11 protein-coding genes are annotated in these 12,293 nt (G+C 60.1%); 6 read left to right on the top strand and 5 right to left on the bottom strand.

Going from position 1 to position 12,293, the window contains the following annotated elements; translation table 11 throughout:
- Window positions 1-196 precede the first annotated feature (196 nt).
- Both BMY45_RS23295 and BMY45_RS23290 read left to right on the top strand, forming a co-directional pair.
- Window positions 197-1,261 carry a S8 family peptidase gene (locus BMY45_RS23295; protein ID WP_092402071.1) on the top strand — a complete coding sequence of 355 codons (1,065 nt, stop codon included), beginning with the start codon at window positions 197-199 and terminating at the stop codon, window positions 1,259-1,261.
- Between the two features lie 185 nt (window positions 1,262-1,446).
- On the top strand, window positions 1,447-1,800 hold the full coding sequence (locus tag BMY45_RS23290; protein WP_092402068.1) for a DUF1493 family protein: 354 nt from the start codon (window positions 1,447-1,449) through the stop codon (window positions 1,798-1,800).
- A 148-nt stretch (window positions 1,801-1,948) separates the two neighbouring features.
- Here BMY45_RS23290 and BMY45_RS23285 read toward each other — a convergent pair whose 3' ends face one another.
- From BMY45_RS23285 to BMY45_RS23270, 3 genes are all read right to left on the bottom strand, one after another.
- On the bottom strand, window positions 1,949-3,493 hold the full coding sequence (locus BMY45_RS23285) for a phosphoenolpyruvate carboxykinase (RefSeq protein ID WP_047226846.1): 1,545 nt from the start codon (window positions 3,491-3,493) through the stop codon (window positions 1,949-1,951).
- A gap of 178 nt (window positions 3,494-3,671) precedes the next feature.
- Window positions 3,672-4,574, bottom strand: coding sequence for an Hsp33 family molecular chaperone HslO (gene hslO / locus BMY45_RS23275; protein WP_092402065.1), 903 nt, complete (start codon window positions 4,572-4,574; stop codon window positions 3,672-3,674).
- Window positions 4,575-4,720: 146 nt separating this feature from the next.
- Complete coding sequence (locus BMY45_RS23270; protein ID WP_092402062.1) at window positions 4,721-5,125, bottom strand: RNA-binding S4 domain-containing protein; 405 nt, start codon at window positions 5,123-5,125, stop codon at window positions 4,721-4,723.
- A 251-nt stretch (window positions 5,126-5,376) separates the two neighbouring features.
- Between BMY45_RS23270 and BMY45_RS23265 the strand changes: the two genes are divergently transcribed.
- Together BMY45_RS23265 and rimK are read left to right on the top strand one after the other, a co-directional pair.
- Complete coding sequence (locus BMY45_RS23265) at window positions 5,377-5,841, top strand: retropepsin-like aspartic endopeptidase RimB (RefSeq protein ID WP_171061301.1); 465 nt, start codon at window positions 5,377-5,379, stop codon at window positions 5,839-5,841.
- The gene (gene rimK / locus BMY45_RS23260) at window positions 5,838-6,743 is read left to right on the top strand and encodes a 30S ribosomal protein S6--L-glutamate ligase (protein ID WP_092402059.1); all 906 of its coding nucleotides are present in this window, start codon (window positions 5,838-5,840) and stop codon (window positions 6,741-6,743) included. Before BMY45_RS23265 ends, rimK begins: the two co-directional genes overlap by 4 nt.
- A gap of 122 nt (window positions 6,744-6,865) precedes the next feature.
- Here the strand turns inward: rimK and BMY45_RS23255 are convergent, their stop codons facing one another.
- The gene (locus tag BMY45_RS23255; protein ID WP_047226842.1) at window positions 6,866-8,179 is read right to left on the bottom strand and encodes an ATP-binding protein; all 1,314 of its coding nucleotides are present in this window, start codon (window positions 8,177-8,179) and stop codon (window positions 6,866-6,868) included.
- A gap of 113 nt (window positions 8,180-8,292) precedes the next feature.
- Entirely contained in the window at window positions 8,293-9,033 is a 741-nt protein-coding gene (gene ompR, locus BMY45_RS23250; RefSeq protein ID WP_025211284.1) for an osmolarity response regulator transcription factor OmpR, read from the bottom strand.
- A gap of 356 nt (window positions 9,034-9,389) precedes the next feature.
- Between ompR and BMY45_RS23245 the strand changes: the two genes are divergently transcribed.
- Complete coding sequence (locus BMY45_RS23245; RefSeq protein ID WP_092402056.1) at window positions 9,390-11,714, top strand: Tex family protein; 2,325 nt, start codon at window positions 9,390-9,392, stop codon at window positions 11,712-11,714.
- A complete protein-coding gene (locus BMY45_RS23240) occupies window positions 11,714-12,097 on the top strand; it encodes a PaaI family thioesterase (RefSeq protein ID WP_092402053.1) in 384 nt (127 codons plus the stop codon). Before BMY45_RS23245 ends, BMY45_RS23240 begins: the two co-directional genes overlap by 1 nt.
- Window positions 12,098-12,293 lie beyond the last annotated feature (196 nt).

Below are 12,293 nucleotides of genomic sequence, written 5' to 3'. Positions count from 1 at the left end.
GGGAGTCGAGAAAAGGTTTGGGAGAAAACGATACCGGATGATACAGCCTCAGCGCCCTTATGCTTTGCCATGAAGTGATACAAATCCAGGCACTTTGATGTCTCGTTCCCGTTTCGCTTGCAAGGTAAGGTGCGCCATCCACATGCGCTGCAGGCCAGGAAGCCTGGCGCTCAAAACTTCGTTCAAGGAATGAACCATGCCACATCCTTTTTCCGCGCTACGCACCCTGGCGCTAACGTCGGCCTCACTGCTGGCCGGCTGCTTGACCCTTCCTGAACAACCCCACACGGAAGCCGCCGCCTTTGAAACACCGGAATACCGTGCCCAGCAAGGTCTGGAGATCGTCAAGGCCTCAGCGCTGTATGCCCGAGGCGGCACCGGCCAGAACGTGACCGTGGCGCTCATCGACTCTGGACTGAACAGCAACCTGACGGAGTTCGAGGGCAGGCTGAGTGACCCCGGATTCGACCATGTCGAAAACCGTCCCGGCACCGTTGACCGTGTCGGTCACGGCACGCAAATGGCCGGCATCCTCGCCGCGAACAAGGACGGTCAGGGGATGCATGGCATGGCGTTTGACGCCCGGTTGATCCCCTTCCGTTTCGGCGACGACAACGAACCGTTTTTCTTCGACAGCGAAATCGCACAATCCTGGCAAAGCGGTTTCGACAAGGGCGCCCGCCTGTTTAATAACTCCTGGGCCAACGCCATTCCCGCCACCGAAATCACTGAAGCGCGTTACAACCAGGTGATGCCCGACTCCCTGGCCGTTGCCCGAAAACTGGTGGAAGACGGCGCTGTGTTTGTCTTCCCGACAGGTAACGAACTCAAGCGTGAGCCCCTGGCCGAACCGGGGTTGCCGGTGGCCTTGCCTGAATTGGAAAGAGGATGGATCGCGGTGGTTGCACTGAAAAACGATGGCAGCGCAATCAATGGCAAATCCAACTATTGCGGCGTTGCAGCCGCCTGGTGCATCGCCGTACCCGGGGGCGACGCGGGCCCACAGGCGGGCCTGCTAACCGTAGGCAAGGATGGCCGTTACGTCCAAACCGCAGGCACATCCCCGGCCGCTGCGTTGGTCAGCGGCGCCCTGGCGGCGCTGCAAAGCCTCTACCCGCAGCTCAACGCACAGCAAGTGCGCGAACATCTGCTGGCGACAGCCAACCGCACCGGCATCTACGCCAACAACGAAGCCTACGGCAGAGGGCTGATGGACCTGGAGGCCGCCTCGCGACGCATCCCTGGGCCGTTGGCTGACTGATCCTAAAGCCGCTACCGCTCGCGACTGTCGAAGCTTCAGGCGCGAGCATTATTCCTGCACTTTATTTTTGGGTTCAGGACAGTTCCGAGACTGTCGTGGAATATTTCTTCTTTTTCCAATTGGGAAAAATTTCGCCCTAAACTTCCCACCTTTACAGACGCCCCCTCAGCCCCGGACATTTTTCCATGCGCCTCGCTCCAGACTTTCCCGACGACCACGCCATGCGCCAGCTCATGGAACTGCTCCATGAAGAAATCGGTCTGCCGGAGCGCAAGACAATCCGTCTGGACACCGCCATCAATCTCGACCTTGGCTGTGACGGCGCGGACGCTCGGCATCTGATGGAAGCCTTGGAGGAGCGGTTCGCCATCGACCTCATCGACTACGACGCTTACCGCTACTTTCAGCCGGAAGGATTCGATGTGTTTCAAAAACGCAGGGCCAAGGGCCGTGGTAACAAGATGCCGTTGACCATTGGCATGCTCTACAAGGCCATCAAGGCACAACGGTGGGATACGCAGGAAGTGGAACAGGACTAGTCGGTCTGGATGCCTTAAGTGGCATTATTCTGGCTGTTTAGCTCAATTTCAGATGGAATAATGGCAGTTCCAAACCTTACACGTACAGATAGCCGCCCATAAAAAAACCGCCCTGAAGAGGGCGGTTTTTTCATTCGCTAACCAATCCTTACAACTGCGGTCCAGCCGCCTTGATCGCGTCGCTCACTTCAAACTTCTTGAAGTTCTCGATGAACAAGCCAGCCAAAGCTTTGGCCGCTTCGTCGTACGCAGCCTTGTCGGTCCAGGTGTTGCGTGGGTTCAACAGACCAGTCTCAACGCCCGGAACAGCCAGCGGCACGTCCAGGTTGATGATGTCCAGGTGCTCGGTTTCAGCACCGATCAGCGCGCCGCTCTGGATGGCCGCGATCACCGCACGGGTGGTCGGGATGTTGAAGCGCTTGCCGACGCCGTAGCCACCGCCGGTCCAGCCGGTGTTGACCAGGTAGACCTTGGAGCCGAAGCCACGAATACGCTTGATCAGCAGCTCAGCGTATTCACCGGCAGGACGTGGGAAGAATGGAGCGCCGAAGCAGGTGGAGAACGTCGACTTGATGCCGCTGCCCGAACCCATTTCAGTCGAGCCCACCAGTGCGGTGTAGCCGGACAGGAAGTGGTAGGCCGCTTGTTCTTCACTGAGGATCGACACCGGCGGCAGTACGCCGGTCAGGTCGCAAGTCAGGAAGATCACTGCGTTTGGCTCGCCACCGAGGTTTTTCGGTGCGCGTTTTTCGATCAGTTCACGCGGGTACGCGGCGCGGCTGTTCTGGGTCAGGCTGTCGTCGGCGTAATCGGCTTTCTTGGTGACCGGATCCAGGACGACGTTTTCCAGTACGGCGCCGTGCTGGATGGCTTTCCAGATAACCGGCTCGTTCTTCTCGGACAGGTCGATGCACTTGGCATAGCAACCGCCTTCAATGTTGAAGACCACGCCAACGCCCCAGCCGTGCTCGTCATCACCGATCAGGTAACGGCTTTCATCGGCGGACAGAGTCGTTTTACCCGTGCCCGACAGGCCGAAGAACAGGGTCACATCGCCCTCTTCGCCCATGTTGGCGGCGCAGTGCATCGGCAATACGTCAACCGCTGGCAGCAGGAAGTTCTGGACGGAGAACAGTGCTTTCTTCATTTCACCGGCGTAACGCATGCCAGCGATAAGCACTTTCCTGGCCGCGAAGTTGATGATCACGGTGCCGTCGGAATTGGTGCCGTCGCGCTCAGGCTCGCAGACGAAGTTCGGCGCGTTGAGGATCTGCCATTCATCCTTGCCACCGGCGTTGTACTGCTCGGGGTTGATGAACAGGCAGCGGCCGAACAGGTTATGCCAGGCAGTCTCGGTGGTCATCTTGACCGGCAGGTAGTGCGCAGGATCGGAACCTACATGAACATGGGAGACAAAACGCTCACGCTCGCCCAGATAGGCTGCTACGCGGTCCCACAGGGCGTCGAACTTGTCGGCCGGGAACTTGCGGTTGATCGGGCCCCAGGCGATGGCGTCCTGGGTGGTCGGCTCTTCAACGATGAAACGGTCAACCGGTGAACGACCGGTACGATGACCGGTGCGAACAACCAGCGCGCCAGTATCGGCAAGCTCGCCTTCACCGCGACTGAGGGCTTCTTTGACCAGATCATCGACACTCAGATCGGTGTACACGGCGTTATTGGCTTGCGTCATGAGATTCCCCGTCGGCCTGTGGCCGAGTGCTCCAAACGTTTTGTAGTAGGAAGTCGCGCACTACTACCCGAAAAAAGTGGGCCGGATTATGCCAGAAAAGCCCAAAAAAAGTAGGGCCCTCCCGTCAGTACGGCGTAAATCCGGCGTTTGCCAGGAGATTTACCTGCGCTGAACCGTTTTAGTGACGAGTATCTGACGGTGTGTCGACACCCGCACCGGCGAACAATTGGGCGATGTCCGCAGCGTCGAACAGGTAGCGCTCGTTGCAAAACTGGCAATCGATCTCGATGGCGCCACCATGTTCGATCACCAATTGCTGCGCATCTTCCAGACCCAGACTGACCAGCGCATTGCCGGAACGTTCACGAGAGCAGCTGCATTGGAAGCGCAACGGCTGACCGTCGAACAGGCGCACCTGCTCTTCGTGGTAGAGGCGATGCAGCACGGTTTCGTTGTCCAGGCTCAGCAGCTCATCGGCGCTCAGGGTGCTGGCCAGAGCGGTGATGTGCTGCCAACTGGCGTCACGTTCTTCCGGGTCGCGAAGGCGGTCGGCGGGCAATTGCTGCAGCAGCAAACCACGGGCGCGCCGCCCGTCGGCGTATAGCCAGAAGCGAGTGTTGGTCTGTTGCGACATGACGAAGTAGTTGGTGAAGCATTCAGCCAGGGACGTGCCATCGAGATCGACAATGCCTTGGTAGCGCTTGCCGTGGGTTGGGTCGACCGTCAGGGCCAGCACGCCATCGGGCATCATGTCGGCCAGGCTCGCGTCGGGGGCGATCTGCTCAGCGTGATAACGGGCCAGGCCACGGATCTCGCGTTCGCTGGAGCATTCGATCATCAACAACGGCACCGGGCCTTCGGAACGGGCCTGGAGAATCAGCAAGCCATCGAACTTCAAGGTGCCGACCAGCAGCGCCGCAGCCGCCATCAGTTCACCGAGCAGTTGGGCGACCGGTTCCGGATAGGGATGCTTGGCAAGCACTTCGGCGTAGCTACGCTCCAACGCCACCAGCTCGCCACGAGTGTCGCTGTCATCGAAGATGAAGCGTTGGGTGTAGTCGGTATCCGGCAAATCAGTCATAGGGTCTGGTATCTGAGGTGATGACAAAGGATGGCGGGCATTTTATGGACATTCCGGGTGGGTTCCAAGCAACGCAAGGCTTTGTCTGACGATGGGCTGACTGCTCATCTGAGCCACAGGCACTCCGGGCCCCAATGGCCGATCTTTTATTCGCTGTTGCTACCATGAAACCTGAACAGGTCCCGCCGCTGCTTCTTGCTGGGCTTGCCATCGGTGCTGACCCCCAGGGCGCCGGCCTTGCGTTGGGCGGCTGCGGCTTCACGCTTGGCAATGCTGGCTTCGGTTTCGCAATACAGCGTCTGGGCTTCAGGCGCGCCGCGGCGCACGATCGACAGGGCTTGGACCACCACGGTTTTTTCGTCGAATCCGGCGCGAATGACATATTCGTCGCCGATGCGAGGCTCCTTGCCCGGTTTGCAGCGTTCACCCCGGTGATGGACCTTGCCGCTTTCGATGGCGGTCTTGGCCAGGGCACGGGTTTTATAGAATCGCGCTGCCCACAACCATTTATCGAGACGGACCTTGTCGTCTTCTTCCTTTTTTTGTGCCACTGCAATTCCTCTTTCAGCCAATAGTCAGAACTGTACTACCGTTTTTGTCGGGCGCACGAATTCGGTCCGACGGATAGAATGTCGGCCGAACCGACTGGCGGCTCGATGCGCGCCGCTGTCGGTCACGAGCGCAAACAGGTGTGTAGATAACTGTCGCCATTTTGTGATTATTCTGCGTGAATACCGCAATTCGCGGGCTCCACGATCCGATGTACTGATCGCAGGTTTTTTTATTGAAGACTTTTGACCATCTGACCGTTGTCGGTCTGCGCGAGTGGGTGGCGCTCCCGGACCTGGGTGTCGCGGGCCTGCGGGCAAAAATCGACACCGGCGCCAGCACCTCCAGCCTGCACGCCACCGACATCGAGCCGTTCGAGCGTGACGGTGAAAAATGGGTGCGCTTCACCGCGCATCTGGGAACGGTGGTGCAGTTGCGCCATCGTCGCTGCGAAGCTCCATTGGTGGCGCGCAAAACGATAAAAAGCTCCAACGGCCACGCTCAGGTTCGCTACGTGATCAGCACGACGCTGGCACTGGGGGATCGGATCTGGCGAGTCGAGTTCACGCTTGCCTGCCGCAAGTCCATGCGATATCGCCTGTTATTGGGTTCCAAAGCCTTGATCGACGGCCAGTTGGTGGTCAATCCGGGCATCAAATATGTTCAAGACAAGCCGGTGTTCCCGGTGTCCACTACCTCTGCCACAGGTGTTGCATGAAGATCGCTGTGCTGTCGCGTAATCCGCGTCTGTATTCCACTCGTCGCCTGGTTGAAGCCGGGACCGAACGTGGCCATGAAATGGTGGTGATCGATACCCTGCGCGCCTACATGAACATTGCCAGCCACAAGCCGCAGATCCACTACCGTGGAAAACCGCTGGAAGGGTTCGATGCGGTGATCCCGCGCATCGGTGCATCGGTAACGTTCTATGGTTGTGCCGTGTTGCGCCAGTTCGAAATGATGGGCGTGTTTCCCCTCAACGAGTCCGTGGCCATCGCCCGCTCCCGGGACAAGTTGCGCTCGCTGCAATTGTTGTCGCGCCGTGGGATCGGCTTGCCGGTGACCGGTTTTGCCCACTCTCCCGACGACATTCCCGATCTGATCGCCATGGTCAACGGCGCACCACTGGTCATCAAGGTGCTAGAAGGCACCCAGGGTATTGGCGTAGTGCTATGTGAAACCGCGACGGCCGCCGAGTCGGTGATCGAAGCGTTCATGGGACTGAAGCAGAACATCATGGTCCAGGAATACATCAAGGAAGCCGGCGGCGCGGACATTCGCTGCTTCGTGGTCGGCGACAAGGTGATCGCTTCGATGAAGCGCCAGGCCAAGCCCGGGGAATTTCGCTCCAACCTGCATCGCGGCGGCAGCGCCAGCCTGATCAAGATCACGCCGCAAGAGCGCATGACGGCCCTGCGCGCCGCTAAAGTCATGGGCCTTGCCGTGGCGGGCGTAGACATCCTGCGCTCCAATCACGGGCCACTGGTAATGGAGGTCAACTCCTCGCCAGGTCTGGAAGGGATCGAAACCACCACGAGCAAGAACGTGGCGGGGATGATCATCGAGCATCTGGAAAAGAATGGCGGGCCGAACATGACCCGGACCAAGGGCAAGGGTTAGGTGATATGTGGGAGCGAGCCTGCTCGCGATGGCGGTGTGTCACTCAACATCAATGCTGCTGATCCATCGCTATCGCGAGCAGGCTCGCTCCCACATCAGTTCTTGAGCAAACGGGTGTGTCCCTATACCGCATCCCTGGGCAACAACAGCCCCAACGGCAACCTCACCCGCGCTTCCAGACCACCCCCGGCGCGGTTGCGCAATTCGACATTACCGCCGTGCATTGAAGCGATGCGCTTGACAATGGCCAGGCCCAATCCCGTGCCTTTTCCGCCCCGGGCACGGTCGCCCCGGGTGAAGGGGTTGAAAATGGCTTCCAGTTCCGACGGATCGATCCCGGCACCACGGTCCATGACGCTGAGCACCACATAAGGTGCGCTGGTATCACCGGAAACATAGGCCGCCACTTCGACGCCCGTGCCGGCGTGGTTCAGGGCATTGCCGATCAGGTTGTTCAGCAATCGCTTCATCGACACCCGGCGCAGCGGGAACGGCTGGATCGGCTCCAGGCGCAGGTGCACTTTTTCGCAGTTCTGGTTATAGGGCGCGGCCACTTCCCGTACCAACTCGCTGAGATCGACTTCTTCCACGGACTCGTCCCGACCGTCGCGAATGAACGCGAGGAACTGATCGAGAATCGCGTCCATGTCTTCGATATCGCGGACCATTTCATCGGTCAGGTCGGTATGCTCGCCCATCAACTCCAGCGACAGCCGTAAACGGGTCAACGGTGTGCGCAGGTCGTGGGAGACGCCCGCAAGCATCAGTTCACGCTCGCGTCCGGCCTGCTCGACGTCCTCGGCCATCTGGTTGAAAGCGCGGTACACCTCGGTCATTTCGCTGGGCGTGTCGCTGATGGGCAACCGCACGCTACGGCCCTGGCCCAACTGTCGGGCCGCATAGACCAGGCGCTTGAGCGGCTGATTGAGCTGGCTGACGAAGATCCACGCCGAAGCGGTCGACAACAGGCCGATGGCCAGGAACCAGCCAAGCACGTTCCAGATTTTCTGGCCGCGCAACGGGTGGGGGTACAACGGTACCTTCAACCAGCCATCCCCCAGGCTCGGCGCACGTACCCACAGCGCCGGAGGCGAGTGCATACGTAATCGCACTTCGGTATCGGCGCCGAGTTCGTCCTGCATCTGCCGTTGATAGATTTCGCTGTAAGGCCAGTGTTGTTCGCCTTCCGGCACGCCGGCGCCAACCACCCGGATCAGGGTCGCCGCTTCGGCAATCTTTTCCCGGTTGGCTTCATCGGCAGCCCAATAGGCTCGAAGGGTCAAGGCAACACCGTGGCTGTACTGCCGGTCCACCAGCACATCTTCGTTCATCAGCAAGTAGACGAGCGTCAGTGCCTTGGAAAAGAGCACGACAATCAGCACCAGCCAGAGGGTGCGGGAGAAGAAGCTCTGGGGGAACCAAACGGGGGTTTTCATGAATAGCCGCTACACACTTGCAGGAGCGAGCGATGCTCGCACAATAACGGACCGCGAGTCGCCTGCAGGAAGAAATTCAATCCGCCAGGCCACCCGCTCCTACAAATCACCGATCACTTGCTGGCGGCACCATCCGGCACGAACACATAACCCACGCCCCAGACAGTCTGGATATATCGCGGCTTGGAAGGATCAGGCTCGATCATCCGGCGCAGACGGGAAATCTGCACGTCGATGGATCGCTCCAGCGCATCCCATTCACGGCCACGGGCCAGGTTCATCAGCTTGTCGCGGGTCAGCGGCTGACGGGCGTTCATCACCAGGGCCTTGAGCACGGCGAACTCACCGGTGGTGAGCATGTGTATTTCATCGCCGCGCTTGAGCTCGCGAGTGGCCAGGGACAGTTCATAGTCGCCGAAGGTCACGCTTTCATCTTCGCTGCCCGGGGCGCCAGGCACCGGAGCCGACTGACGACGCAACACCGCCTTGACCCGAGCCATCAGCTCGTCCGGGTTGAACGGCTTGGCCAGGTAATCGTCAGCACCCAGTTCCAGCCCCTTGATACGGCTCAGCTCATCGCCCTTGGCGGTAAGCATGATGATCGGGATCTGGTTGTTGGCGCCACGCAGGCGACGGCAGGCCGTCAAACCGTCTTCACCTGGCAGCATCAGGTCGAGGACCACCAGGTTGAAGACCTCACGGGCCAGCAGCCGATCCATTTGCTCGGTGTTCGGTACGGTGCGGGCGCGGTAGCCCTTGCTGACGAAAAAGCGCTCCAGCAGGCTGCTCAGCCCCGGATCGTCGTCAACAATAAGAATTTTTTCGCCTTCAGCAGTTTGTGCAGTGCTGCTCATAGGAAGCTCCTTTGATCTCGGCGCGCATTATGGCCTAGCTGCCGTTATACGCACCGTGTGCATTGTTAGCAGATTTTTCCTCTATCTCCACCAATCCGGGTATCAAGCCTACAGACCACGGAGCCCCCTAAGAACGGAACGCTGGTTATAATGCGCGGCCTTTTGTGCCAGGGAATGTCGGATCGTGATCCCGACGTATCGTTTTTTTCCCTTGCCCGGCAGCACTTTCTGAATTTCGCGGGTCAACAGGCAGCCTCTTGACCCAGGCAGCGGCGCACGCCAGGCCGCTCAACCAGTCTCGCCGAGCCCGGCTTCTGCGGTGGCGGGTCTGATTTCACAATTTTTCAGGTGGTTTTATGGACAGCATCAACAGCCGCATCGCCGAGGAACTCGGCGTACGCCCACAACAGGTCGAAGCGGCCGTCGCGCTACTGGATGAAGGCTCCACGGTGCCCTTTATCGCCCGTTACCGAAAAGAAGTGACCGGCAGCCTCGATGACACCCAACTGCGTCATCTGGAAGAACGCCTGCGCTACTTGCGAGAACTCGACGAGCGGCGCGTCAGCATCCTGGCCAGCATTCAGGAACAGGGCAAGCTGACCCCGCAACTTGAGCGTGACATCAAGCTGGCCGACACCAAGACCCGTCTCGAAGACTTGTACCTGCCCTACAAGCAAAAACGCCGCACCAAGGGCCAGATTGCCCTGGAGGCCGGCCTCGGCGAGCTGGCCGACGGTCTGTTCAACGACCCGACCCTGGCCCCGGAAACCGAAGCCGCGCGTTTCGTCGATGCCGAAAAAGGTGTGGCGGACGTGAAAGCGGCGCTCGAAGGTGCCAAGTACATCCTGATGGAACGCTTCGCCGAAGACGCCAACCTGCTGGAAAAACTGCGCAATTACCTCAAGCAGGAAGCCACCCTCAGCGCCCGCGTGATCGCCGGCAAGGAAGAGGAAGGCGCCAAGTTCCGCGACTACTTCGAACACGACGAACCGCTCAAGAGCATGCCGTCCCACCGCGCCCTGGCAATTTTCCGCGGCCGCAACGAAGGCATTCTCAGCTCCGCGCTGAAGGTGGGCGATGAGTTGCCCGGCACCATGCACCCCTGCGAAGGCATGATTGGCCAGCAGTTCGGCATCCAGAACCAGAACCGCGCCGCCGACAAATGGCTGGCCGAAGTGGTGCGCTGGACCTGGAAGGTCAAGCTCTACACCCACCTGGAGACCGATCTGCTGGGCGAACTGCGCGACAACGCCGAGACCGAGGCGATCAACGTCTTCGCTCACAACCTGCACGACCTGCTGCTGGCCGCACCGGCCGGGCCGCGCGCCACCCTGGGCCTGGACCCGGGCCTGCGTACCGGTTGCAAAGTGGCCGTGGTGGACTCCACCGGCAAGCTGCTGGACCATGCCACGGTCTACCCCCATGTGCCGCATAACAAGTGGGACCAGACCCTCGCCGTGCTCGCCGCGCTATGCGCCAAGCATTCGGTGGACCTGATCGCCATTGGCAACGGCACCGCCAGCCGGGAGACCGACAAACTGGCCGCCGAACTGATCAAGAAGTACCCGGCCATGAAGATGACCAAGGTCATGGTGTCCGAGGCCGGCGCTTCGGTTTATTCGGCGTCGGAACTGGCCTCCAAGGAATTCCCGGACCTGGACGTGTCGATTCGTGGCGCGGTGTCCATTGCTCGCCGCCTGCAGGACCCGCTGGCGGAACTGGTAAAGATCGATCCGAAATCCATCGGTGTCGGCCAGTACCAGCACGACGTTTCCCAGTTGAAACTGGCCCGAGGCCTGGATGCTGTGGTGGAGGATTGCGTGAACGCCGTGGGCGTGGACGTGAACACCGCTTCGGTAGCGCTGTTGGCGCGTATCTCGGGTCTCAATGCCACGCTGGCGCAGAACATTGTCACTCACCGCGACGAACATGGTGCGTTCAAGACCCGCGCCGCATTGAAGAAAGTCCCGCGCCTGGGTGAAAAAACCTTCGAACAGGCCGCCGGCTTCCTGCGCGTCATGAACGGCGACAACCCGCTGGATTCGTCGGCTGTCCACCCTGAGGCCTACCCACTGGTGCAACGCATCGCCGCCCAGACCGACCGCGACATCCGCTCGCTGATCGGTGATGCTGCGTTTCTCAAACGCCTGGACCCGAAAAAATTCACCGACGAAACCTTCGGCCTGCCCACCGTGACCGACATTCTTCAGGAACTGGAGAAACCCGGCCGTGACCCGCGTCCCGAGTTCAAGACTGCCGAGTTCCAGGACGGCGTCGAAGACCTCAAGGACCTGCAACCGGGCATGATCCTCGAAGGCGTGGTGACCAACGTCACCAACTTCGGTGCCTTCGTCGACATCGGCGTGCATCAGGATGGTCTGGTGCACATCTCCGCGCTGTCGGAGAAGTTCATCAAGGACCCGCGCGAAGCGGTAAAGGCCGGTGATGTGGTGAAAGTGAAGGTCATGGAAGTCGACATCCCGCGCAAACGCGTCGGTCTGTCGATGCGCATGAGTGATACGCCGGGCGAGAAAGTCGACGGTGCCCGCGGCGCTCGTCCGGGCTCGACACCGCGTCAATCGCAGAACACCACACCGCGCAAGGAAACCGCCACGCAGGCCCCGGCCAACAACGCCATGGCCTCGCTGTTCGCCAATGCCAAACAGTTGAAGAAACGCTGATGGATGCGCCAGCCGGGTTGGTGGAAAGCGCGTTTTTCAAGCTGCTCGGCTGCCGTCTGCACAGCCTGGGTGACGGGGTGGCGCAAGTCGCCCTGAGCCTTGAGCCACCGTTGCGCAACCGCGGCGGCAAACTGCATGGCGGCGCGTTGTTCAGCCTGGTGGACATCGCCATGGGCCTGGCCTGCTCCAGCGTCCACGGCTTTGACCAGCAGAGTGCGACCATCGAATGCAAGATCAACTACATTCGCGCCGTCTCCGACGGTGCGGTGCTCTGCACGGCCCGGGTCATTCACCCGGGTCGGCGCACGCTGGTGGTTGAGGCCGAAGTGATGCAAGGCGACAAACTGGTCGCAAAAGCACAAGGCACGTTCGCAGTCCTATAGCTCCCTGTCATCGATTTGGGTTAATTTCGGCGCTGCGAATGCGGTGTCGGAACTCCTTGTGGGAGCGGGCTTGCTCGCGAAAGCGGTGTATCAGGCGACTCCAATGCCGACTGACATACCGCCTTCGCGAGCAAGCCCGCTCCCACAGGGGATTGCGGCGCTCAGTCCTTGGCAGCACAAAAACCAGGCGAAAACG

The sequence above is a fragment of the Pseudomonas sp. NFACC39-1 genome, from assembly GCF_900110355.1.
GTDB classification, from domain to species: Bacteria; Pseudomonadota; Gammaproteobacteria; order Pseudomonadales; family Pseudomonadaceae; genus Aquipseudomonas; species Aquipseudomonas tehranensis.
This window is presented reverse-complemented; position numbering and strand designations above follow the sequence as displayed.